At 71.9% G+C, this 24,242-nt stretch carries 20 protein-coding genes; 1 reads left to right on the top strand and 19 read right to left on the bottom strand.

All coding sequences use genetic code 11. The features are described 5' to 3' along the window. Window positions 1–56: 56 nt before the first annotated feature. From AQJ66_RS15285 to AQJ66_RS15335, 11 genes are all read right to left on the bottom strand, one after another. On the bottom strand, window positions 57–2,909 hold the full coding sequence (locus AQJ66_RS15285) for a DEAD/DEAH box helicase (RefSeq protein ID WP_061921213.1): 2,853 nt from the start codon (window positions 2,907–2,909) through the stop codon (window positions 57–59). A gap of 91 nt (window positions 2,910–3,000) precedes the next feature. After that, window positions 3,001–3,945, bottom strand: coding sequence for a twin-arginine translocase subunit TatC (tatC, locus tag AQJ66_RS15290; RefSeq protein WP_208611366.1), 945 nt, complete (start codon window positions 3,943–3,945; stop codon window positions 3,001–3,003). A gap of 48 nt (window positions 3,946–3,993) precedes the next feature. Continuing rightward, window positions 3,994–4,278: a Sec-independent protein translocase subunit TatA gene (gene tatA / locus AQJ66_RS15295; protein WP_061921219.1), complete on the bottom strand. Its 285-nt coding sequence runs from the start codon at window positions 4,276–4,278 to the stop codon at window positions 3,994–3,996. Window positions 4,279–4,506: 228 nt separating this feature from the next. Next, window positions 4,507–4,701: a hypothetical protein gene (locus AQJ66_RS15300; RefSeq protein WP_061921222.1), complete on the bottom strand. Its 195-nt coding sequence runs from the start codon at window positions 4,699–4,701 to the stop codon at window positions 4,507–4,509. 30 nt (window positions 4,702–4,731) lie between these two features. Beyond that, on the bottom strand, window positions 4,732–4,992 hold the full coding sequence (locus tag AQJ66_RS15305) for a hypothetical protein (RefSeq protein ID WP_061921717.1): 261 nt from the start codon (window positions 4,990–4,992) through the stop codon (window positions 4,732–4,734). Between the two features lie 41 nt (window positions 4,993–5,033). Next, on the bottom strand, window positions 5,034–6,062 hold the full coding sequence (locus AQJ66_RS15310) for a helix-turn-helix transcriptional regulator (protein ID WP_061921225.1): 1,029 nt from the start codon (window positions 6,060–6,062) through the stop codon (window positions 5,034–5,036). 20 nt (window positions 6,063–6,082) lie between these two features. After that, complete coding sequence (locus tag AQJ66_RS15315; protein ID WP_061921228.1) at window positions 6,083–7,060, bottom strand: helix-turn-helix transcriptional regulator; 978 nt, start codon at window positions 7,058–7,060, stop codon at window positions 6,083–6,085. Between the two features lie 162 nt (window positions 7,061–7,222). Beyond that, the gene (locus AQJ66_RS15320; RefSeq protein ID WP_061921231.1) at window positions 7,223–7,603 is read right to left on the bottom strand and encodes an FKBP-type peptidyl-prolyl cis-trans isomerase; all 381 of its coding nucleotides are present in this window, start codon (window positions 7,601–7,603) and stop codon (window positions 7,223–7,225) included. A gap of 93 nt (window positions 7,604–7,696) precedes the next feature. Further along, complete coding sequence (locus AQJ66_RS15325; protein ID WP_061921234.1) at window positions 7,697–8,704, bottom strand: FKBP-type peptidyl-prolyl cis-trans isomerase; 1,008 nt, start codon at window positions 8,702–8,704, stop codon at window positions 7,697–7,699. A 143-nt stretch (window positions 8,705–8,847) separates the two neighbouring features. Further along, entirely contained in the window at window positions 8,848–10,209 is a 1,362-nt protein-coding gene (gene pafA, locus AQJ66_RS15330; RefSeq protein WP_061921237.1) for a Pup--protein ligase, read from the bottom strand. Window positions 10,210–10,218: 9 nt separating this feature from the next. Continuing rightward, on the bottom strand, window positions 10,219–11,478 hold the full coding sequence (locus tag AQJ66_RS15335) for an MFS transporter (protein ID WP_061921240.1): 1,260 nt from the start codon (window positions 11,476–11,478) through the stop codon (window positions 10,219–10,221). A 138-nt stretch (window positions 11,479–11,616) separates the two neighbouring features. Between AQJ66_RS15335 and AQJ66_RS15340 the strand changes: the two genes are divergently transcribed. Further along, window positions 11,617–12,633, top strand: a complete 1,017-nt coding sequence (locus AQJ66_RS15340; RefSeq protein ID WP_061921243.1) for a LacI family DNA-binding transcriptional regulator — start codon at window positions 11,617–11,619, stop codon at window positions 12,631–12,633. Window positions 12,634–12,842: 209 nt separating this feature from the next. Here the strand turns inward: AQJ66_RS15340 and AQJ66_RS15345 are convergent, their stop codons facing one another. From AQJ66_RS15345 to arc, 8 genes are all read right to left on the bottom strand, one after another. After that, a complete protein-coding gene (locus tag AQJ66_RS15345) occupies window positions 12,843–17,165 on the bottom strand; it encodes a cation-translocating P-type ATPase (protein ID WP_061921246.1) in 4,323 nt (1,440 codons plus the stop codon). 10 nt (window positions 17,166–17,175) lie between these two features. Next, window positions 17,176–17,652 carry a hypothetical protein gene (locus AQJ66_RS40055; protein ID WP_244162832.1) on the bottom strand — a complete coding sequence of 159 codons (477 nt, stop codon included), beginning with the start codon at window positions 17,650–17,652 and terminating at the stop codon, window positions 17,176–17,178. 179 nt (window positions 17,653–17,831) lie between these two features. Next, window positions 17,832–18,584, bottom strand: a complete 753-nt coding sequence (prcA, locus tag AQJ66_RS15355) for a proteasome subunit alpha (RefSeq protein ID WP_061921249.1) — start codon at window positions 18,582–18,584, stop codon at window positions 17,832–17,834. Between the two features lie 61 nt (window positions 18,585–18,645). Continuing rightward, window positions 18,646–19,491 carry a proteasome subunit beta gene (prcB, locus tag AQJ66_RS15360; protein WP_061921251.1) on the bottom strand — a complete coding sequence of 282 codons (846 nt, stop codon included), beginning with the start codon at window positions 19,489–19,491 and terminating at the stop codon, window positions 18,646–18,648. Beyond that, window positions 19,443–20,045, bottom strand: coding sequence for an endonuclease VII domain-containing protein (locus AQJ66_RS37280; RefSeq protein WP_079060233.1), 603 nt, complete (start codon window positions 20,043–20,045; stop codon window positions 19,443–19,445). Before AQJ66_RS37280 ends, prcB begins: the two co-directional genes overlap by 49 nt. Before the next feature lie 49 nt (window positions 20,046–20,094). Beyond that, window positions 20,095–20,313 (bottom strand): ubiquitin-like protein Pup, encoded by a 219-nt coding sequence (locus AQJ66_RS15365; protein WP_061921720.1) that lies wholly within the window; start codon window positions 20,311–20,313, stop codon window positions 20,095–20,097. Between the two features lie 198 nt (window positions 20,314–20,511). Beyond that, window positions 20,512–22,023, bottom strand: coding sequence for a depupylase/deamidase Dop (gene dop / locus AQJ66_RS15370; protein WP_341849413.1), 1,512 nt, complete (start codon window positions 22,021–22,023; stop codon window positions 20,512–20,514). A 232-nt stretch (window positions 22,024–22,255) separates the two neighbouring features. Further along, the gene (gene arc / locus AQJ66_RS15375) at window positions 22,256–24,022 is read right to left on the bottom strand and encodes a proteasome ATPase (RefSeq protein WP_061921258.1); all 1,767 of its coding nucleotides are present in this window, start codon (window positions 24,020–24,022) and stop codon (window positions 22,256–22,258) included. Window positions 24,023–24,242 lie beyond the last annotated feature (220 nt).

Below are 24,242 nucleotides of genomic sequence, written 5' to 3' on the forward strand. Positions count from 1 at the left end.
CACATACCGGAAGTCCCCGGCACCCTGCCGGACGCCGGGGACATCACGACGGGCCGTCAGCCCACCGACGAGTAGGCCACCACGCCCCGCAGCAACTGGTCGACCGCCTTGCGGGCGGCCTTCGCCACCGTCGAGCCCTCGGCGGGCGCGGCCGCGGCGATCTGCCCCAGCACGTCGATCACCTGCTTGCACCAGCGCACGAAGTCACCGGCCGGCATCTCCGCCTCGCACAGCACCTCGTCGAGTCCCATGCCGGAGGCCCACATGTACGCGGCCCACGCGAACCCGAGATCCGGCTCGCGCTGACCGACCCCCTCGGTCTGGCTGATCCGGAACTCCTCCTCCAGTGCGTCCAGCCGGCCCCAGATGCGGACCATCTCCCCGAGCGCGGCCTTGCCCTTGCCCGAGGGCAGCTTGGGCACCATGGCGTCGTCCCCGATCCGCGCCTCGTACACCAGCGCCGAGACGCAGGCGGCCAGTTCGGCGGGGGCGAGGTCCTCCCAGACGCGCTCGCGCAGGCATTCGCTGGCCAGCAGGTCCAGTTCGCCGTAGAGCCGGGCGAGCCGCTTGCCGTGCTCGGTGACCTCGTTGCCGCGCAGGTAGTCCAGCTCGGTCAGGAGCGCGACGATGCGGTCGAAGGTGCGGGCGATGGTGTTCGTCCGGCCCTCGATGCGGTGTTCCAGCTGCCGGGTGTCGCGCAGCAGCCGGTGGTAGCGCTCGGCCCAACGGGCGTGGTCCTCGCGGTCGTCGCACCCGTGGCAGGGGTGGGCGCGCAGCGCGGTGCGCAGCCGGGCGATCTCGCGGTCGTCGGCGGCCTCGGAGCGCCGCTTGCGGTGCCGGTCCGGCGGGATGTGCCCCGCCTTGGTGCGCAGCGCCGAGGCGAGGTCGCGGCGGGACTGCGGGGAGCGCGGGTTGAAGCTCTTCGGGATCCGCATGCGGTCCAGCGGCTCGACGGGCACCGGGAAGTCCATCGACGCCAGCCGCTTGACCTGCCGTTCGGCGGTCAGCACCAGCGGGCGCGGGCCGTCGTGGTGGTCGAAGCCGCGGTGGCCGTTGGACCGGCCGGCCGGCAGCCCGGGGTCCAGCACCAGGGCCAGCCCCGCGTACTTGCCCGTCGGGACGTGGATGACGTCACCCGGCTTGAGCCGCTCCAGGGCGACGGCGGCCTCCGCGCGCCGCAGGTTCGCGCCCTGCCGGGCCAGTTCGTTCTCGCGGTCCTTCAGTTCGCGGCGCAGCCGCGCGTACTCCTCGAAGTCGCCGAGGTGGCAGGTCATGGAGGCCTTGTAGCCCTCCAGGCCCTCCTCGTTGCGCTGCACCTGCCGGGAGATCCCGACGACCGACTTGTCGGCCTGGAACTGCGCGAACGAGGTCTCCAGCAGTTCGCGCGAGCGGTGCCGCCCGAACTGCTCGACCAGGTTGACGGCCATGTTGTACGACGGCTTGAAGCTGGAGCGCAGCGGGTAGGTGCGCGTGCCCGCGAGACCGGCCAGGTGCTCGGGGCTCATGCCACGCTGCCAGAGCACCACAGCGTGGCCCTCGACATCGATGCCGCGGCGCCCCGCGCGGCCGGTGAGCTGGGTGTACTCGCCCGGTGTGATGTCGGCGTGCTGCTCGCCGTTCCACTTGACGAGCTTTTCCAGCACCACCGAGCGGGCGGGCATGTTGATGCCGAGCGCGAGGGTCTCGGTGGCGAACACGGCCTTCACCAGGCCCCGCACGAACAGCTCCTCCACGACCTCCTTGAAGGTCGGCAGCATGCCGGCGTGGTGGGCGGCGATGCCGCGCTCCAGGCCCTCCAGCCACTCGTAGTAGCCGAGGACGTGCAGGTCCTCCGGGGCGATGTGGGCGGTGCGCTCCTCGACCAGGACCCGGACCTTCTCCCGGGCCTCGTCGTCGTTGAGCCGCAGGCCCGCGTACAGGCACTGCTGGACGGCGGCCTCGCAGGCGGCCCGGCTGAAGATGAAGGTGATGGCCGGGAGCAGGCCCTCGGCGTCGAGCCGCTCGATGACCTCGGGGCGCCCCGGCGTCCACACGCGCGAGCGCTGCCGGCGCTCCCGCTCCCGGTCGGCCTCGCGCATGGCGCGGCCGCGCCGGCGGTCCTGGTACGACGGCCGGGTCGCCTCCATGCGGGCCATCCGCACGAGGTCGGGGTTGACGGCCTTCTTGTGGCCCTCGCCCTCCTCGAACAGGTCGTACATCCGGCGCCCGGCGAGCACGTGCTGGAACAGCGGCACCGGCCGGTGCTCGGAGACGATCACCTCGGTGTCGCCGCGGACGGTGTCCAGCCAGTCACCGAACTCCTCGGCGTTGGACACGGTCGCCGACAGCGACACCAGCGTCACCGACTCGGGCAGGTGGATGATCACCTCTTCCCAGACGGCGCCGCGGAAGCGGTCGGAGAGGTAGTGCACCTCGTCCATGACCACGTAGCCCAGGCCCAGGAGGGTCTGCGAGCCGGCGTAGAGCATGTTCCGCAGCACCTCGGTGGTCATCACGACCACCGGGGCGTCCGCGTTCACGCTGTTGTCGCCGGTCAGCAGGCCGACCTTCGCCGTGCCGTAGCGGCGGCACAGGTCGGAGTACTTCTGGTTCGACAGGGCCTTGATGGGTGTCGTGTAGAAGCACTTCTTGCCCTGGAGCAGGGCCAGGTGGACGGCGAACTCGCCCACGATCGTCTTGCCCGAGCCGGTGGGGGCGGCCACCAGCACGCCCTTCCCCGCCTCGAGCGCCTGGCAGGCCTCGATCTGGAAGGGGTCGAGGCCGAAGTCGTACATCTCGCGGAAGGACGCGAGGGCGGTGGCCTGCTCGGCTGCCCGCCTGCGGGCTGCCGCGTACCGCTCGGCCGGTGAGAGGTCCTCTGTCATCGTGCTTTCGAGCGTACCGGGCCCCACCGACAACAGGACGATCATTATCCGGAACGTGGGCTGATCGGCAAAGACGGATGCCCCCGTCCTCGCCGGGCGGGGGCATCACGCGCGGGCCCGGGGGCCGGGTGCGGGATCAGGTGACGTCGTCGTAGCCGTTGACCCGCTCCGCGGTGGTCTGCTCGGGCAGGGCGCGGGCGGCCGGGACGGGTTCGATCTCGCCGATGTCCTCGGGGGTCAGGTCCAGCTCGGACGCCTCGTCGTCGGCGGGACCCAGGGACGCGCGGCGGGCCCGGCGCCGGTCGTTCAGCAGCGAGAACGCCACGGCGATGAAGAACAGGCCCCAGATCGGCGCCGCCAGCGCCAGCATCGTCATCGGGTCGGGGCTGGGCGTGGCCACGGCGGCGAAGACGGTGATGCCGACGACCATGCCGCGCCACCAGCCGAGCATGCGCCGCCCGGAGAGCACGCCGGTGAGGTTCAGCATGACCAGCAGCAGCGGCATCTCGAAGGCGAGGCCGAAGACGACGATCATGCGGGTGATCAGGTCCAGCAGGTTGTCCAGCGGCAGCAGGTTCTCGGCGCTGTCCGGCGTGAGGTCGATCATCACCTTCGCCGTGGTGGGCAGCACGTGGTAGGCGAGGTAGCCGCCGCCCAGGAAGAGCGGGAAGCCGAAGCCGACGAAGGCGTAGGCGTACTTCTTCTCGTTGCGGTGCAGCCCCGGCGCGACGAACGCCCACAGCTGGTAGAGCCAGACCGGCGACGCGAGCACGACGCCCGCCGTCAGCGCGACCTTCAGGGCCAGGGTGAACGGCGCCAGCAGGCCGCTGACCGTGATGTGCGCGCAGTGGGCGTTCTTGACCTTGGCCAGCTCCCCGAAGGTCGCCTTGCAGCCGACCTCGTCGAGCACCGGCTCGGTGATGAAGTTGATGATGTCCCGGTAGAAGAACGCCGCCACGATCGTGACGACCAGGATGGCCAGGACGCCCTTCGCGAGCCGGTTGCGCAGCTCACGCAGGTGATCCGCGAGCGGCATCCGCCCCTCGGGATCTCTCTCCTTCTTGCGGGCAGGCTTGAGCAACCCACATCCTCATCTCGTGCAGCGGACCGGTGGCATCCGGCCCTCGCGTCAGCGCTGGGTCGTGTCCGTCGGCTCGTTGACCGGGCGGGAGCTGGTCACGTCGCCGGGAGCGGCCTTGATCGTGCGCTGAGCCGGAGCGGGCTCCTCGGTGGACTGGGCGGTGCCGGCCGGCTGCTTGCCGTCCTCCTTCATCGCCTTCGCCTCGCTCTTGAGGATGCGCGCGGACTTGCCGAGCGAGCGCGCCATGTCCGGAAGCTTCTTGGAGCCGAACACGACGACGAGCACCAGTACGAGGACCACCAGGTGCCACGGCTCAAGTCCGTTGCGGAACATAGTTCTTCACCTTCTCACCGAGGCGGGGAGTGTCCGACGGGTCGGACACGAGTCTGACCATCGTGCTGGCAGCGATCGTAACGCCCGGGAGTGAACGTGGAACAATCCCCTCGCGTATTTCTCCGCCGGCGGACCGTGCCTCGTTCACCGGCCCGCGACCTGCAGCGTACCTGGCCGGACCCGGGCCATGACAGGGCGAAGTGCCCCAGACCGTATGAGACGCGAGACTCACAGCGCGTCCACGGCGCGGGCGGTGCCGGCCGCCGCACGCTCCAGGTCCGCGGCGGCCCGGTCGATCCGGCTCGCGGACCGCGCCACCTGCTCCCCGAGGCGCCGCGCCTCCACGAAGACCCTCACGGCGAGCACCCCCAGCACGGCGAGACCCACGAAACCCACGGCTACGGCGAACATCGGCCAGAACATGCGTCGACCCTAGACCGTCCCGGACCGGACCTACACCGTGGAGTGCAGCCGCAGGGTGCGCACGCCGCCGCCGGTGAGCAGTTCGACGATGCGCTCCCCGGCCGGCTTGCGCACGGCGGCTCCGCAGTCGGGGCAGGTGAAGGAGTAGAACGTCGTCCGGCTCGTGGCGCCGATGGCGAGGCGCAGGGCGCCGGCGGCGAGCTCGAAGCGGCCCCGGCAGTCCGGGCAGCCGGCCCGGAACACCACGGGCACCACTCTTCTCATCCCGGCGAAGGCGGCCGACACCGTCATCTGGCCCGCGCCGTCCTGCGCGCCCGGCCCCGCGAACTCGCTCACACCCGCTCCTGACCATCGGGAACACCGTGCACCGCCCGCGGCGGTGTGTCGTCGTACGCCGCCAGTGCCTCCGCGGCCGCCCGGCGGGCGCTGTCGGCCAGCTCGGGCGGCGAGACGATCCGGCCGTCGCGGCCGAGCCGCAGGGCCAGCCGGCGCAGGGAGGCCGGATCGGGGGTGCGCAGAGTGATACGCAGCCCGCCGTCGGGAAGCTCATCGGCGCTGTCGTGCGGGTAGTACTCGGCCACCCAGCGGCCGCCGGGGCCGACCTCGATCACGACCTCCGGGTCCTCGGCGGCCGGCTGGACCAGCGCCTGCGACAGGTCCCGCAGCTCCACCTCGGGCGGCGCGGACGGCTCGTCGAGGATCCTGATCTCGGCGACCCGGTCCAGCCGGAAGGTGCGCCGGGCCTCGGAGCGGCGGCACCAGGCCTCCACGTAGGTGTGGCCGACGCTGACCAGGCGGATGGGGTCGATCTCGCGCTCGGTGACCTCGTCCCGGGCCGGCGAGTAGTAGCGGATCCACAGCCGGCGGCGCTCGGATATGGCCCGGTCGACGTCGGCGAAGACGCCCCCCTCGGACTCGAACGTCACCGACAGCCGGGCGCTGGCGCCGGCGGCTTCGCCGGCCGCCGTCTCCACCTTGGCGGTGGCCCGCAGCAGGGCCTGCCGGTCGCTCTCCCGGAGGCCCGGCAGGGTGGACACCGCGCGGGCGGCCACCAGCAGGGCGGTGGCCTCGTCGGCCGCGAGCCGCAGCGGCTCGGCCGCCTCCTCGCCGAGCGCGGCCGGGTTGTGCCACCAGATGCGCTCGCCGTCGGTGTCGATGTCCAGCAGGTCGCCGCCGCGGAAGCTGGTGCCGCACATGGGCAGCAGATCGAGGTCGGAGACCAGCTCGTCCTCGGTGATGCCGAAGGCGCGCGCGACGTCCTTGATCCGCGCGCCGGGGCGCTCCCTGAGGTAGGTCACCAGGGAGAGCATCCGCCGGGTCTGGTCGATGGCGTTCACGGGCCTGACCGGTTTGCCTGCCATTGGTTGTGCTCCGCTCCCCCTCAGCCCTTGGCCACGGCACGCAGCCGGTCGACCACGTCGGCGCGCAGCTCGGCCGGCTCCAGGACCACCACGTCCGGCCCGAACTCCACCAGCCAGGCGTCCAGGCCGTGCCCGTACGGAATCTCCAACTCGTCCCAGCCGTCGCCGAGTTCCCGGACACGCACGGCTTTCGCCCGAAGGGGGTAACCGGCGCCGGAACGCAGCCGGATCAGCGCCGTGCCGTCGGCGATCTCGCCGGCCCAGCTCGCGACGGTCTCGCGGACGGTGACCACGTCGGGGACGGGAGCGGTGAAGCCGGTGCCGCGCGAGCGGACCCTGCCGGTGATCCGGGAGAGCCGGAAGACGCGCTCGGCGCCCCGGTCGCGGTCGAAGCCGGCCAGGTACCAGTGGCCGCGCCAGCACTCCAGCGCCCAGGGTTCGACGTGCCGGGGCTCGGGGCGGGCGGCGGAGGCCTTGCGGTAGTCGAAGACGACCGGGCGCCGGTCGCGGCAGGCCAGCATCAGCGGCTCGAAGGCCGCCTCGTGCACGGGGATGCGCGGTTCGAGGGCGCCGTGCGCCTCGTAGGGGTCGACGTCCTCGGGGAGTCCGGCGGCGCGCAGCTTCTGCAGGGCGCCGCTGGCGGCGCCGGCGAGGCGGGCCTGCTGCCAGACCTTGGCGGCCAGGCCCAGGGCGGCGGCCTCCTCGGCGTCCAGGGTGATGGCGGGCAGGCGGTTGCTGTCGCGGCGGGCGAGGTAGCCGACCTCGCCGTCGATGTTCTCCACCGTCTCGATGACCAGGCCCAGCTCGCGCAGGTCGTCCTTGTCCCGCTCGAACATCCGGTTGAAGGAGTCGTCCGACGCCGCCGCTCCCTTGTCCGTCCTGGGGGCCTCGACGTATGCCTCGATGGAGTCGCGCAGCTCGCGCTTGCTGAGCGGCCGCCGCGTGCCGAGCAGGCACAGCGCGAGGTTCATCAGCCGCTCGGCCTTGGCAATCGCCATGGACGCCCTTCGCCTTCCCTGTGGTGCTTTCGACCGATGACCGTACCGCTCCGGGGTGGCGCGGCAAAAGCCGGAGCCGGGAAGGCGGGCCGGTACGGACCCGGGGTGCCGCGCGGACGGGGCCCGTGCTGTCGGCACGGGCCCCGTTCGAACCGGCTCCGGTCAGCGCTTGCCCACGCCCACCAGGTCGCAGACGAAGATCAGGGTCTCGCCCGGGGCGATCGCGCCGCCGGCGCCGCGGTCGCCGTAGGCGAGGTGCGCGGGGATGGTCAGCTGGCGGCGGCCGCCGACCTTCATGCCCTGCACGCCCTTGTCCCAGCCCTGGATGACCTGGCCGACACCGAGCTGGAAGTCCAGCGGGGTGCCGCGGTTCCAGGAGGCGTCGAACTCCTCGCCGGTGGAGAACGCGACGCCCACGTAGTGGACCTTGACGAAGTCCCCGGCCTGGGCGACCTCTCCGTCGCCCTCCCAGATGTCCTTGATCTCGAGGTCGGCCGGCGGCTCGCCGCCCGGGAAGTCGATCTCGGGCTTCTCGATGCTCACGTCAAAAGCTCCTGCTTGTGTACGACACGAAACACGGACAGTCTGTCATCCCCGCAGGTCTGCCGCCCGCCATCACGGCTGCGGCGGGCCGGGCTACATCGCGGCGAGGATGTCCACCGAGAAGACCAGCGTGGAGCCCTTCTGGACGACGCCGCCGCTCGGCGGGGTGTTGCCGTAGCCGAGGTCCGGCGGGATGACGACCAGGACCCGGCTGCCCACCTTCTTGCCGGTCAGTCCCTGGGCCAGGCCCTTGACGGCCTGCTGCATCTGCTCCAGCGAGAACTGGGCGAGCCGCCCGGACCCGTAGGTCTCCTGAAAGGTCTTGCCGCTCTCCCAGACCACGCCCTTGAACTGGCACAGCACGGTCTGGTCCGCCGTGACCGCGGGGCCGTCGCCCTCGAGGACGTAGGTCGACACCAGCTTCTTCGGCGGGGCGTTCTTCTTGTCGATCTTGATGTCGGGGGCGCTGCCGTCGGTGTTGGTGCCGACCGTGGGCAGGGCGGCGTCGTTCTGCGGGACCGGCTTGCCCTTGGCGGAGCTCTTGGAGTTGAAGGAGTCGATCACGTCGATGACGAACACCAGCGTGTCGGTGCCCTTGATGCCTGCCTGGGCGTTGCCCGACTTGCCGTAGCCCCAGGTGGGCGGGACGGCGATCTGGACGCGACTGCCGGCCTTCTTGCCCGTGAGGGCGTAGCGCCAGCCGTCGATGATGCTGCCCTGGGCGAGCTGCAGGACCAGCGGGCGGTGGCGGTCGTAGGAGTTGTCGAAGACCTTGCCGGTCGCCCAGATCTGGCCGAGGTAGTTCGCCTCGACGAAGTCGTTCTCGGCGACCGTGCGGCCGCTGCCCGGGATGATCGTCTTGACCGCGAGGTCCTTCGAGGGGTCGCCCTGGCCCTTGGCGACGGTCGGCTTCTCACCGAACTTCGTGCCCGCCGTGATCGCCGGCAGCGGCCCCTCGACGATCTTGGGCGGGGGCGGGGCGGACGCCGAGGGCGTCGCGGAGGCGCTCGCCTTGCTCGAGTCGGACTTGCCGTCGCCGCACCCGGCGAGCGTGGCCAGGCCGGCGGGGACGGCGGCTAGGAGGAGTGAGCGTCGGCGCACGAAAAAGCCTCGTAATTCGTCGGTCTTGCGGATTCACGTGCGCGCAACTCTACGGGGCGCGACGGGCGCCGTACGGCAAACGTACGGCGCCCGTGTGGCGCCCCGGCATTTCGGTGCTCAAACGCTTGACTTGGCAGGCTTCGTCACATTCCGGCGATGAGCTTCTCCACCCGGTCGTCCACCGAACGGAACGGGTCCTTGCACAACACGGTGCGCTGGGCCTGGTCATTGAGCTTGAGGTGCACCCAGTCGACCGTGAAGTCCCGGCGCTGTTCCTGTGCCCGGCGGATGAAGTCGCCGCGCAGCCGGGCCCGAGTGGTCTGCGGGGGCACCGACTTGCCCTCGAAGATCTTCAAGTCGTTGCAGATCCGGGTGGCTTGCCCCTTCTTCTCCAGCAGGTAGTACAGGCCGCGACGGCGGTGGATGTCGTGGTAGGCGAGGTCTATCTGGGCGACCCGCGGGTGGGACATGGTCATGTTGTGCTTGGCCCGGTACCGCTCGATGAGCTTGTACTTCATCACCCAGTCGATCTCGGTGCCGATGCGGTCCAGTTCCTCGGTCTCGATCGCCTCCAGGGTGCGGCCCCACAGGTCGAGGACCTGCGCGACGGTGCCGGTGCGGATGCCGCGGCGGTCGCAGAAGTCGACGGCCTTGTCGAAGTACTCGCGCTGCACCTCCAGCGCGGAGGCCTCCCGGCCGCTGGCCAGGCGCACCTTGCGCCGGCCGGTGATGTCGTGGCTGACCTCGCGGATCGCCCGGATCGGGTTCTCCAGGGTGAGGTCGCGCATCACGGTGCCCGCCTCGATCATGCGCAGCACCAGGTCGGTGGCGCCGACCTTGAGCAGCATGGTCGTCTCGGACATGTTCGAGTCGCCGACGATGACGTGCAGCCGGCGGTACCGCTCGGCGTCCGCGTGCGGTTCGTCGCGGGTGTTGATGATGGGCCGGGAGCGGGTCGTCGCCGAGGAGACGCCCTCCCAGATGTGCTCCGCGCGCTGGCTGACGCAGTAGACGGCGCCGCGCGGGGTCTGCAGGACCTTGCCCGCGCCGCACAGCAGCTGTCTCGTCACCAGGAAGGGGATGAGGATGTCCGCGAGCCGGGAGAACTCCCCGTGCCGGGCCACCAGGTAGTTCTCGTGGCAGCCGTACGAGTTGCCCGCCGAGTCGGTGTTGTTCTTGAAGAGGTAGACGTCGCCCGCGATTCCCTCCTCGTGCAGGCGTCGTTCCGCGTCCACCAGGAGTCCTTCGAGAATGCGCTCGCCGGCCTTGTCGTGGGTGACCAGTTCGGTCACGTTGTCACATTCGGGTGTCGCGTATTCCGGATGTGAGCCCACGTCGAGATAGAGCCGGGCGCCGTTTCGCAGAAAGACATTGCTGCTGCGGCCCCATGACACGACACGGCGGAAGAGGTACCGCGCCACCTCGTCGGGAGACAGGCGCCGCTGTCCCCTGAACGTGCATGTGACGCCGTACTCGTTCTCCAGCCCGAAAATGCGGCGGTCCATGAGTGAACATTACGCCCGATCCCCTGAGCTGAAACGGGGTTCGGCAGCACGATTTGGATCATTTTCCGGTGAAGCCGCAACAACCTCGCCCCGCGCGGGAGCTGCGAGGACCCCCCGGGTGGCGAGCAGGACCAGCAGGGACACGGCTCCCGCGGCGCCCGGGAGCACGAATCCCCACCGGGCGCCACCGGCCTGCACGACCGGGCCCGCCAGGCCGGTTCCGACGGAGGCGCCGACGGTGAACGTGGTCACCAGCCAGGAGAAGGCCTCGGTGACCGCGCCGCGCGGCGCGTGCCGGTCGACGATGATGAACGCGCAGGCGATGCAGGGCGCGAGGAACACCCCCGCGACCACGGTGAGCAGCACCATGGCGACCGCCCCCGGCATCAGCGTCAGCGGCAGGTAACACACAGCCAGGAGCGCCACCAGCAGGCGCAGCCGCCGCTCGGGCACGCCGCTCCACCGGCGGGCGCCGTAGGCGGTGCCGCCGACCAGGGCGCCGAGGCCGATCCCGGCCATCATCCAGCCGTACACGGCGTCGCCGCCGTGGCCGTCGGCGTACGACACCGAGGCGACCGTGATGGAGCCGAGCGCGATCCCGACGAACAGGAAGGCGCCGAGCAGGGCGAGCAGGCCCGGCGAGCGCAGGGCGCCCAGCCAGTGGGCCTCGCGCGGGGCCGAGCGCCACGCGCGCGAGGGCGGCGCGAGCACCACCCACAGGGCGCCGAGGACGCCGACGGCGCTGAGCACCAGCAGGGCGGCCCGCGCCGACCACAGCGACACGCACAGGGTGACGAGCAGCGGTCCGACGGTGAACATGATCTCCTGGGCGACCGCGTCCATGGCGTACGCGGTGTGCACCTGGTCCTCGCGGGGCAGCACGGAGGGCCACAGGGCGCGCAGGCCGCCCTCCAGGGGCGGGGTGAACAGGCCCGCGGCCGCGACGGCCGCGTACGCGAGGGCCGGCGAGCCGGTACCGCGGACGGCGAAGACGGACATCGACAGGGCGGACAGGACGGCGGCGGGCAGCTGGACGCGCGGCTGCCCGTGGAGATCGACCAGCCTGCCGAGCAGCGGCTGGCCGACCGCGTTGGCGACGCCGTACACCGCCGCGAGGCCGCCCGCGAGGCTGTAGGTGCCGCCCTCGGCGCGGACGAACAGCACCAGGGCGATCGCGGCCGTCGCGTTGGGCAGCCGGCCCACCAGGGTGCCGGTGAGCAGCCGCAGCGCGTGCCGTGCCCGGAGTATCTCCAGGTATCCCGTGGCCATGTCCTGCCTTCCCGTGGCTCGTACGGGACGCCTCGACGGCCCGACGTTTTACGTATAACCCCGCTTGCCATACGTACCATGTGCGCTGTCACACGTCCAGGCGGACGACCCCACGGCAGCAAGAGGAGCACCCCCACGGTGGCACCCAGCAGCACGCGCCCGACCAGCCGGGACGTCGCCCAGGCGGCCGGGGTCTCCCAGGCGGCCGTCTCGCTCGTGCTCGGCGACAAGTGGCGCGGCCGCGTCTCCGAGACCACCGCCGAACGCGTCCGCGAGGCCGCCCGCGACCTCGGCTACCGGCCCAACCTCGCCGCCCGCAACCTGCGCCTGGGCCGCACCCGCACCGTCCTGCTCGTCGTCCCCGCGCTGACCACCGAGTTCTTCGCCGGCGTCTACACCGGCGCCGCCCGCGTGGCCGCCCGGCACGGCTTCGGCGTCGTCCTCTACCCCTCCCCCGAGGGCATCGGCCCGGCCCGCGACCCCTTCGCCTCCGCCCAGGCCGCCCTGGACGGCGTCATCGCCTCCTCCATGGCCGCCGACGCCCTCACCGCCATCCGCGGCGACCAGCTCCCCCTCGTCATGCTCGACAGCGACCCCCACGGCAGCCTCGGCGCGGCCACCGTCAACCTCGACATCGCCGACGGCGTCCGCCAGATCGCCGACCACCTGCTCGGCCTCGGCCACCGCCGCATCCTGCACCTCGCCGCCGACGTCCCCTCCTGGACCTTCGAGGTCCGCGCCCGCGAACTGGCCGCCCGCCTGGCCGCCGTACCGGGCACCCGGCTGAGCACGGCCCGCGCCCCCATCTCCATCGACGGCGCCCAGGCCGCCGCCGACGCCGCCCTCACCGCGCCCGGAGACCGTCCCACCGCCCTCGTCTGCGACGACGACAAGCTCGCCGCCGGCGCCTACAAGGCACTGCGCCGCCTCGGCCTCGCCGTACCGGACGACATCTCCGTCACCGGCCTGGACGACCTGGCCCTGGCCACCGCCCTCGACCCGGAACTGACCACGGTACGGCTGGACGCCGAGCGCTTCGGCGAACGCGGCATGGAGGCCCTCCTGGCCGTCCTGGACGGCCGCGAGCCCGACGCCGGCGACATCCCCGTCCAGCTCGTCGTCCGCGGCTCCACCGCGCCGCCACCGGTGTCCTAGGCCCTGTCGTCGTACTCCCGACCGCCCCCACCCGCCCGAAGGGCGTGGGAGGTGCCACCACTCGCCGCACCCGGCCCCGGCCCGAGTCCGTCCGGTACGAGGGCCGGGGGCCCGGCACCCCCAGCCTCCGGCCGGGGACTTCAGAGCACGCACCCGACGCCGCGGGAGCCGCCCCGCGGGCGGGCGGCGCGAGGGCTCGACGACAGGACCTAGCCCGCGTCCGGCACCGGCACCAGCCGCCCCACGGCCCGCTCCAGCCGCGGCAGGGCCCGCTGCCCGGCCAGCGCCACCGCGATGCCCAGGACGACACCCGCCCACGCCACCGGACCCAGCGGCGTACAGCCGACCGCACGGGTCACCACCGGCGTCTGGATCAGCGCGACCAGCGCCACCGCCGAACCCAGCGACGTGAACCGCACCAGCGGGCTGCCCCGCCGGTCCAGCAGCGTCTGCGCCAGCTGCGTGCCCACCACCCCGCACAGCGCCATCGTGCTCGAACGGCGCGCCGTGCCCGGCGTGAACCGGCCCACCAGCCAGGCCGTCACCGCGCCCAGGCACGTCGTCAGCGCCCGGTGCCGGATCTGGCGGATCAGCGGCTCCCCCAGCACCCCGCCCGCCACGTCCTCAGGCGAGCGCGGCCCCGTCTGCCGGCCGGCCTCCTCGCCCGCCTTCGGCGTCACCGCCACCGCCATCGCCGGGAACAGGTCCGTGAACAGGTTCACCAGCAGCATCTGCCGCGTCGACAGCGGCGCCCGGCCCGACAGCAACGTACCGACCAGACCGAAACCGACCTCCCCCGCGTTGCCGCCGATCAGGATGGCGATCGCGTCCGCGACGCTGTGCCACAGGGCCCGCCCCTCACCGATCGCGTCGATCAGCACCGTCAGGTCGTCGTCCGTCAGCACGATGTCCGCGGCGTTGCGCGCGGCAGCAGAACCCCGCGCGCTGATCCCGACACCGATGTCCGCGGCCCGGATCGCCGCCGCGTCGTTGGCGCCGTCACCCACCATGCCGATCACCCGGCCCGCGTCCCGCAACGCCTCCACGACCTGCAGCTTCTGCTCCGGCGCCACCCGGGCCACCACGCCCGCGTCCCGCAGCATCCGGGCCCGCGCCGAACGGTCCGCCGCCGCCAGCTCGTCCCCGGTCACCACCACCAGGTCCGCCGGCCAGCCCAGCTCGGCCGCGATCGCCCGCGCCGTCTGCGGATGGTCCCCCGTGAGCATCACCGGCCGCACCCCCGCCTCGTACAGCCCCCGCACCAGGGCCGTGGACGTCTCGCGCGCCACGTCCGACAGCGCCAGCAGCCCCGTGAACCGCAGGCCCCGCAGCGGCTCCTCCAGGACGTCCGCCTCCCGCTCGCCCTCCGCGAGCCGCCGCTCCGCCACCGCCAGCACCCGCAGACCGTCACCCGCCAGCCCGTGAGCCGCCTCCGCCGCGTGCGACGGCAGCTCCGCACAGGCCGGCAGCACCGTCTCCGGCGCCCCCTTCACCACCAGCACCCGGTCCTGCCCGACCCGGCCCACGGCGGCCGCGTAACCGCGGGCCGCCTCGAACGGCCGCCCCTCCAGCTGCACCCACTCCTCGTCCGGCCCGGCCGCGTCCAGCACCGCCTCGTCCGTCGCGTGCACCGGCCGCTCCGACCCGCCGTTCAGCCGCGGGCACGCCCGCGCCGCCGACCGCACCGTCCCCGCGACCCGCGCGTCCCCCACCGCGCACACCACACCCTCGGCATCCGACACCCGCACCAGCCGCAACCGGTTCTCGGTCAGCGTGCCCGTCTTGTCGAAGCAGATCGTGTCCATCCGCCCCAGCGCCTCCAGCGTGCGCGGCGTCCGCACCAGCACACCGCCCCGGCTCAACCGCCGGGCCGCAGCCAGCTGCGCCACCGTCGCCACCAGCGGCAACCCCTCCGGCACGGCGGCCACCGCCACCGCCACCCCGCCGCTGACCGCCTCCCGGATCGGCGTACCCCGCACCAGCGCCAGCCCCGTCACCGCCGCCCCACCCGCCAGCGTCAACGGCAGCGCCTTGCGCGTCAGCTCCTGCAACCTGGCCTGCACCCCCGCCGCCGGCGGCACCCGAGCCGCCAGATGCACCGCACGGGCGGCCTCCGTCTGCTCACCCGTGTCCACGACCACGCCACGGCCCTGCCCCGCCACCACCGTCGTGCCCTCGAACACCATGCAGCGCCGATCCGCCACCGCCGCGTGCGGCGTCGGAGCCGTCTGCTTCTGCACCGGCAGCGACTCCCCCGTCAGCGCCGACTCGTCGACCTCCAGACCGTCCTCCCACAGCAGGCGCGCGTCGGCGGGCACCACGTCGTCGCCCTTCAGCTCGATCACGTCACCCGGCCGCAAACCGCCCGCGTCCACCGTGTAGGTCCCGCCGGCCGGCGCCTCCGCCTCCGACGGCGCCACCCGCGCCTTGCGCTTCTGATCCGCCCGCAATCCCGACAACGCCCGCTCCGCGCGCAACCGCTGCACGCCCCCCACCAGCGCGTTCAGATCCAGCGCGCCCACGACCAGCAGAGCGTCCACCACCGACCCCAGGATCGCCGACGCCGCCGACCCCACCGCCAGAACCGGCGTCAACGGATCGTGCAGCTCACCGCGGACCGCCCGGCCCAGCAGCACGCCCCAGCGCAACGGCGCCACCGCCGGATGCCCCGCCACCGTCCGCGCGGCCCCACGCACCCCCTCGGCCACCCGCCGCACCCCCGTCGGCGCGGCCTCCACCGGCTCCCGCTCCAGCCGCTCCCGGGCCTCCTTCGTCCCCAGCTCGTGCCAGTGCACCCGTGCCCGCGGATGCGGCGCCCTGGCCACCGCCACCCCCAGCGCCGACCGCACCCCCGACAGCAACGCGCCCGCCGCCGCCACGTCCACCGGCGCATGCCGCATCCCCGGCAGCACCGCCAGACGCCCACGCCCGCGCCCGGACTCCCCCACCGCCACCAGCAGCCCCGACAACGCGGCCCCCGACCGGGCCAGCATCTGCGACCGCCGCCCCACGGCCCGGGCGACCGGAACCGCCAGCAGCACCCGCCACACATCCGGCAGACCACGCCGCGCCACGACATCCGCGCCCCACACCACGGCCCCGTCGTCGTCCGCCAGAGCGAGCGCCAGGTCACTGCCCAGCAGCCCCGCCAGCACCTCCCGCTCCTGCCCCGACCGCATCCGGGCCACCGTGATCACGGCCCCCTCGCCCCGGCGCACCTCGTACACCACGTCGTCCAGCGGCCGCCGGGCGTCCACCACCTGATCCGCCAGCCCCGTGAAGTCCTCCAGCGCCGGATCGTCCACCAGCACCACCTTCAGCCCCGCCCGGCGCGCCGCGTCCAGCACCGGCTCCGCCCACGGATCCGGCTCCCCGTCCGCCCTGCACAGCGCACTCGGATGCAGCACCACCGTGCCCGCCGTCTCCAGCGGCCACAGCCGCTCCGGACTGCGCACCAGCACACCCGCCCGCGCCAGGGCGCCGCCCAGCACCGCGTGGAACGCGGCCGGACCGTACCGGGCGGCCTTCGGCGAACCGGCGAGCACCGCCTCCGCCGCCTCGGCCACGTCGTGCTTCACCAGCAGCGTCGCCGCAGCCCCCAGCACACTGCCCATCGCCGCGTGCGACGCGTACTCCTGCGCCGGCGTCCCCCGCAGCGGCGGGCGCTCCACGTCCACCGCACCCGACCCGACACTCACCCGGTCCGGAGCACACAACTCGTCGTGCACCGCCTCGAACGCGGCGGCACGCGCCACCGCGTCCGCCAGCTGGCACACCCGCAGCGACCCGTCCAGCAGCAAAGACGTCGGAGTCTGCCCCGCACCGTGCGCCGCCGCGTTCGCACAGGCCAGCACCAGATCCATCCCCGGCCCGCCCAGCCTGCCCCGCAGCACCCACCGCACCCGCGGGTTCTCCCGCAGGAACGTCACCAGCGCCGTCACCACCCGCGGCGACGGCGGCAACCGCCACGCGTTCGCCGCCAGCGCCACACCCGTACCCACCAGATCCGCGGCCAGCGCGGCCCCCGCCACCCGCACCCCGATCGGATCCCCCGGGTGCACACCCGCCTCGGCGTCGGCGTCCGCCAGGACCAGCCCGTGCCGCTCCGCCACCTCCAGCACGTACTCCAGCACCTCGTCCGAGAGTCCGTCCTCGGCCGCCGTCACCACCAGCCGCGCCAGCCCCTGGTCCCAGTACGCCAGCACCACGTCCGGATGCTCCGCGACCACCTCCGCCACCCGGCGCGCCAACCGCGCCGTCCCCCGCCTCGCCGCCTCCGCGTGCGCCGGCCGCAACGCCACATGCTGACGGGCACCCGCCCGCCACCGGCCCGCCCCACCCGGCAGCGCGTTCCCGGCGACCCGCGCCACCCGCACCGCCGCGTCCGCACCGCGCACCCCGGCACGTGCCGTACCGGCCACCGCACCCGCCGCCACCCCCACGGCAGGAGCGGCCGTCCTCGCCAGCGCTCGCCGCGCCACGGGCAGCAGCCGCACCGCGGCGGCCGGAGACCTCAACAGGGTGGACGTCATACCAGCATCCTCAGTGCGTCGCACGAGCAGACCGCGCCGTGGGCCCCAGCGGGCCCCCGTGCCCCCCGCGCGGCGATTCCGTGCCCCCCGCCCGCTGCGGGCCCTCATGCGCCGGCGGCCCCGCATGCGTCGCCGCCCGCACCACCGCCTCGTCATCGGGCTCCGCCGGCCGCGCCCCCGCACCCGGCTCCACCGCCTCGCCGCCCCCACCGGCCCCCGCGGAAGGCTGCGCCGGCCGCGGCTGCGTCAGCCACGCCACCGCCGCACCGGTCAGCGCCACCGGCCACTCCACCACCCCGGCGACACCCAGCACACCGGCCCCCGTGTACACAGCCATCCGGCGCCCGCGCGGCGACACCGCGCCCACCTTGTCCAGCGCGCCCTCCGCGGCCCGGGTCACCGTCCCCGCGCCGGGCAGCCGCCCCAGCACCGAGGCCGCGCCCCGCACCGGGGCGGTGAGAACCGAGGACGCCCTCTGCTCAGCCATGACACTCCACCTCTCACCGCACCGACGTCCTGCCGTGCCCCCGAGTGCCCACGACGCGGCAGGTCACCCACGCGCGGGACACGACCCCGGAACGCACCGCGCCCCGGCCGCGTGAACGGCCGGGGCGCGCAGGGTGAGGTGCCCGAGATGCCTGAGGCGTACCAGGCGGAACAGCGGTCCTACTCCTCCTCGGAGCCACCCTCCTCCGAGCTCTCCGCCTCGGTCGCCGCGCCCTGCGCCTCGAGCAGACGGGCGAGCTGACGGCCGACGATCCGCTTGAACTTGCGCTTCTGCGGACGCGTACGGTCCAGCACGGCCACCTCCAGCCGCTCCGCGGGAATCTCCCGCTCACTGCCGTTCGTGTCCCGGGACAGGGCCTGCACGGCCAGCTTCAGCGCCTCGGCCAGCGACATCCCGTCACGGTGCCGCTGGTCCAGGAAGCCGCTGATCTGCTCCGCGTTGCCACCCACCGCCACCGAGCCGTGCTCGTCCACGATGGACCCGTCGTGCGGCAGCCGGTAGATCTGGTCGCCCTCGGGGGTCTCCCCCACCTCGGCGACCACGAGCTCCACCTCGTACGGCTTCTCGGCCGCCGAGGAGAAGATCGTGCCCAGCGTCTGCGCGTACACGTTCGCCAGACCCCGGGCCGTCACGTCGTCCCGGTCGTAGGTGTACCCGCGCAGATCGGCGTACCGCACACCGCCGATCCGCAGGTTCTCGTACTCGTTGTACTTGCCGGCGGCCGCGAAACCGATCCGGTCGTAGATCTCGCTGAACTTGTGCAGCGCACGGGACGGGTTCTCGCCGACGAACACGATGCCGTCGGCGTACTGCAGCACGACCAGGCTGCGGCCACGGGCGATGCCCTTGCGGGCGTACTCCGCCCGGTCGGCCATGGCCTGCTGGGGTGAGACATAGAACGGCGTCGACACCGGTTATCCGTCCCTTTCTGTCAAGGTCACTGTGATCATCTCGCCAAGAACCGGGCCGCGCTCAGAGCAGGGCGGCCTTCGGGCCGTCCGGCTCCTCCAGACGCCCCTGGAGCACCGCACGGGACAGCCCGGAGGACTCCTCCTCCGTCAGCCGGCGGAAACCGTCCTCGGTGATCACGGTGATGATCGGGTAGATCCGGCGGGCGACATCGGGACCACCGGTCGCCGAGTCGTCGTCAGCCGCGTCGTACAGAGCCTGGACCACCAGGGTCGTGGCCTGCTCCTCGGTCAGGTCGTCACGGAACAGCTTCTTCATCGCACCCCGCGCGAAGATCGAGCCCGAGCCCGTCGCCGCGAAGTGGTGCTCCTCGGAACGGCCGCCCGTCACGTCGTACGAGAAGATCCGGCCCCGCTCCCGGTCCACGTCGTACCCCGCGAACAGGGGCACCACGGCCAGGCCCTGCATGGCCATGCCGAGGTTGGAGCGGATCATCGTCGACAGCCGGTTCGCCTTGCCCTCCAGCGACAGCTGCGCGCCCTCGACCTTCTCGAAGTGCTCCAGCTCCAGCTGGAAGAGCTTGACCATCTCCACGGCGAGACCGGCGGTGCCGGCGATGCCGACCGCGGAGTACTCGTCCGCCGGGAACACCTTCTCGATGTCCCGCTGCGCGATCACGTTGCCCATCGTCGCCCGGCGGTCACCGGCGAGCACGACGCCCCCGGGGAAGGTGACCGCCACGATCGTCGTCCCGTGCGGCGCCTCGATCACCCCCTGCGTGGGCGGCAGCTGCCGCTTGCCGGGCAGCAGCTCGGGCTGGTGCTCGGACAGGAAGTCCATGAAGGAGGAGGATCCTGGCGTCAGGAAGGCAGCTGGTAGACGCCCGGTGCTACGAGGATTGGCTTCCACGCGTTTCCTTCCACATATGCAGCAGCCCGCCGTATGGCCTCGGGCTGATCCTTGAACTGCCCCAGCGCGGCATTGCAGCTGAAGCACAGTACGCCTCGGACCCTACCCGTGTTGTGGCAGTGATCCACATGTGCGGGCACGGCAGCCAGGCATGTACAACAGACGCCTCCTTGGGAGGCGATCAACTCGTCGCGCTCGGCTTCGGTGATGCCGTACTGGCGCTTGAGGTGGTCCTGACGCCCGCGCTCGGCGCGGCATGCCTTGCAGCGGGTCGACAAGCCGTCGGAAGCCGTCGCATTGCGATGCCACTCACTGTGCGGCTTGACCTCGCCGCACGCCCGGCAGAGCTTGTGCCCGTCCGGGACGTCCGCCTTCTCGCGGACGGGTTTTCCGATTGCCTCCCGGCGCCGCCGGTAGTGTGCGGCGCTGTATTCCGCCACACACTCCCGGCAGTGCGCCTGGAGGCCATCGCGTCGATTCCTGCCCCTCGCGAACGCCTCCAGAGGCCGGTCCCGCTTGCACTTGGCGCAGCGCTTGCCCGATTCCTCAGCCACCCGAATCCCCCGCCGCCTTCACTTCGAAGGTCAAGCGACCGACAATCCTTTACTCGCCACCCTTTTGCACGAATGAGCGCACGAAATCCTCGGCATTTTCCTCGAGTACGTCATCGATCTCGTCCAGCACGGAGTCCACGTCGTCGCTCAGCTTCTCGTGCCGCTCCTTGAGGTCCTCCGAAGCCTGCGCCTCCTGCGTCTGCTCCTCGGCCTGTTCGGTCGAGTGCGTCGCCTTCGCCTGGCCGCCGCCGGTGTCCTTGGTTGCCATAACCCTCACCCCGCTCAGATCGCCCGACATGGTCGTCAGGTCGGCATTCCTGCCGATCGGTGATGATCAGACCCTACAAGCCGGGTCCGACATCGGCCCCGCAGTTTCCGGAACGTGCGGCGGCCACCTCGATGATTCCCGGGCGGTGGGGTTTCCACCCTGCCCGCCCGGGGCGGTACGAGTACCCGCAATCCCTGCTCAGCCGCCCGACAGCACCCTGACCAGGTCTTCCGCGGTACGGCACCGGTCCAGCAGCTCCTTGACGTGATTTCGCGTTCCGCGTAGCGGTTCCAGGGTTGGGACGCGCTGCAGCGAGTCCCGGCCCGGGAGGTCGAAGATGACCGAGTCCCAGCTGGCCGCGGCCACGTCGTCCGCGTACTGCTCCAGGCAGCGGCCGCGGAAGTAGGCGCGGGTGTCCTCCGGCGGCTTCGTACGGGCCCTGTCGACCTCGGACTCGTCCAGGAGGCGCTTCATGCGCCCGCGGGCCACCAGGCGGTTGTACAGGCCCTTCTCGGCGCGTACGTCGGCGTACTGGAGGTCGACGAGGTGGAGGCGGGCCGCGTCCCAGTCGAGGTCGTCGCGGCGGCGGTAGCCCTCCATGAGCTCGCGCTTGGCAACCCAGTCCAGCTCGCCGGCCAGGCTCATGGGGTCGTTCTCCAGCCGGGTGAGGGTGTCCTCCCAGCGGGCCAGGACGTCCTTGGTCTGCTCGTCGGCGTCCGCGCCGAACCGCTCCTCGACGTACTTGCGGGACAGCTCGTAGTACTCCATCTGGAGCTGGACCGCGGTGAGGGTGCGGCCGCTGCGCAGGGTGATCAGGCGCTGGAGGCCGGGGTCGTGCGAGACCTGGTGGAGGGTGCGTACGGGCTGGTCGACGGCCAGGTCGACCGCGATGAAGCCGTCCTCGATCATGGACAGGACGAGCGCGGTCGTGCCCAGCTTGAGGTAGGTGGAGATCTCCGACAGGTTCGCGTCGCCGATGATCACGTGGAGGCGTCGGTACTTCTCCGCGTCGGCGTGGGGCTCGTCCCGGGTGTTGATGATGGGGCGCTTCAGCGTCGTCTCGAGGCCCACCTCGACCTCGAAGTAGTCGGCGCGCTGGCTGAGCTGGAAGCCGTGCTCGTGGCCGTCCTGGCCGATGCCGACGCGGCCGGCGCCGGTGACGACCTGGCGGGAGACGAAGAAGGGGGTGAGGTGGCGCACGATGTCCGAGAAGGGGGTCTCCCGCTTCATCAGGTAGTTCTCGTGCGTGCCGTAGCTGGCGCCCTTGTTGTCGGTGTTGTTCTTGTAGAGGTGGATGGGCTGGGCGCCGGGGAGCTGGGCCGCCCGCTCGGCCGCTTCCGCCATGATCCGCTCGCCGGCCTTGTCCCAGAGGACGGCGTCGCGCGGGTTGGTGACCTCGGGGGCGCTGTACTCCGGGTGGGCGTGGTCGACGTAGAGCCGCGCACCGTTGGTGAGGATCACGTTGGCGAGGCCGATGTCCTCGTCGGTGAGCTGGCTGGAGTCGGCGGCCTCGCGGGCCAGGTCGAAGCCCCGTGCGTCCCGTAGCGGGTTCTCCTCCTCGAAGTCCCAGCGGGCCCGGCGGGCCCGGTGCATCGCCGCCGCGTAGGCGTTGACGATCTGGGACGAGGTGAGCATGGCATTGGCGTTGGGGTGGCCGGGGACGGAGATCCCGTACTCCGTCTCGATGCCCATTACTCGCCGTACGGTCATGCGGCCCTCCTTGCCCGGCGGCGCCCTCGGTCGTGGGCGCCGCTCGCGTACCGCCGGTGGTGCGGTGCGTGTGCGGTGCCCGTCCCCGCACTGCGCGACTTGGCGGTAGGAAAGAGCCTAGAACGCCTTTGCGCTGGTGGGGAGATCATTTGCGTCATTGCCTGCTCCGGTCGTGGCCTGGAAAACAGTCGGCTGCGGGTACCCGCCGAGGGCACCCGCAGCCGCCCTGCCGTTACAGGTACTGACCGGTATTCGCCACCGTGTCGATGGAGCGTCCGGTGTCGGCGCCCTGCTTTCCGGTGATGAGGGTGCGGATGTAGACGATCCGTTCGCCCTTCTTTCCGGAGATGCGGGCCCAGTCGTCGGGGTTGGTGGTGTTGGGCAGGTCCTCGTTCTCCTTGAACTCGTCCACGCAGGCCTGGAGGAGGTGGGAGACGCGGAGGCCCTTCTGGCTCTTCTCGAGGAAGTCCTTGATCGCCATCTTCTTGGCGCGTCCGACGATGTTCTCGATCATGGCGCCGGAGTTGAAGTCCTTGAAGTAGAGGACTTCCTTGTCGCCGTTGGCGTAGGTGACCTCCAGGAAGCGGTTCTCCTCGGATTCGGCGTACATGTGCTCGACCGCGGTCTGGATCATGCCCTGGACCGTGGTGCTCTTGTCGCCGCTGTGCTCGGCGAGATCGTCCGCGTGGAGCGGGAGACGCTCGGTGAGGTACTTGCCGAAGATGTCCTTGGCGGCCTCGGCGTCCGGGCGCTCGATCTTGATCTTCACGTCGAGGCGGCCGGGGCGCAGGATGGCGGGGTCGATCATGTCCTCGCGGTTGGAGGCGCCGATGACGACCACGTTCTGCAGGCCTTCGACGCCGTCGATCTCGGCGAGGAGCTGGGGGACGATGGTGTTCTCCACGTCCGAGCTGACGCCGGAGCCGCGGGTGCGGAAGAGGGACTCCATCTCGTCGAAGAAGACGATGACGGGGGTGCCCTCGCTGGCCTTCTCGCGGGCACGCTGGAAGACCAGGCGGATCTGCCGCTCGGTCTCGCCGACGTACTTGTTGAGCAGCTCGGGACCCTTGATGTTGAGGAAGAAGCTCTTGCCGGCGGCCTGGCCGGTGACCTCGGCGACCTTCTTGGCCAGGGAGTTGGCGACGGCCTTGGCGATGAGTGTCTTGCCGCATCCGGGGGGGCCGTAGAGCAGGACGCCCTTGGGCGGGCGGAGCTCGTGCTCCTTGAAGAGGTCGGGGTAGAGGTAGGGGAGCTCGACGGCGTCGCGGATGGCCTCGATCTGGTTGCCGAGGCCGCCGATCTGCTCGTAGCCGATGTCGGGGACCTCTTCGAGGACCAGTTCCTCGACCTCGCTCTTGGGGACGACCTCGTAGACGTACCCGGAGCGGGGTTCGAGCAGCAGGGCGTCGCCGGGGCGGATGGTGACGTCCAGCAGCGGCTCGGCGAGCCGTACCACCCGTTCCTCGTCGGTGTGCCCCAGCACGAGGGCGCGTTCGCCGTCCTCGAGGATCTCCTTGAGGGTGACGATGTCGCCGACGCGCTCGTACTCCATGGCCTCGACCACGTTGAGCGCTTCGTTGAGCATGACTTCCTGGCCGCGCCTGAGGTCGTCGAGGTCGACGCTGGGGCTGACGTTCACGCGGAGCTTGCGGCCGCCGGTGAAGATGTCGGCGGTGCCGTCCTCGTTGGCCTGCAGGAAGACTCCGAAGCCGGCCGGCGGCTGGGCGAGCCGGTCGACCTCTTCCTTGAGGGCCACGATCTGGTCGCGGGCCTCGCGGAGGGTGTTGGCCAGGCGCTCGTTCTGGGCGGAGACGCCGGCCAGGTTGGTCTGCAGCTCGACGATCCGCTCCTCGAGAATCCTCGTGTGCCGCGGAGAGTCGGCGAGCTTGCGTCGCAGGACGGCGATCTCCTGCTCAAGGTAGGCGATCTGCCCGGCCGGGTCGTCGGACCCTCGTCCCGGGCGGATGCCGCGGTTCATGTCGTCGTCGTGGGCTGCCACGGTCCTCACCTCCTCCAAGGGGAGCTGGACGCTTCCAGACCCTACCTGGGTGGGTGACGATTGAAACCCCTAGATCACAGAGACTGTCAAGGTGTGTCGTCGGTCACCCGGTGCGCTCTCCCTCGTGCCGAGGGGATACCCACTCAACGTGATTCGGAAGCCGCTTGTTCCGGGTCGGGAACGGTCAAAACCCTTCAGGAGTGGCCGGAGTTGTCCGTTC

The sequence above is a fragment of the Streptomyces bungoensis genome (genome assembly GCF_001514215.1).
GTDB lineage: Bacteria > Actinomycetota > Actinomycetes > Streptomycetales > Streptomycetaceae > Streptomyces > Streptomyces bungoensis.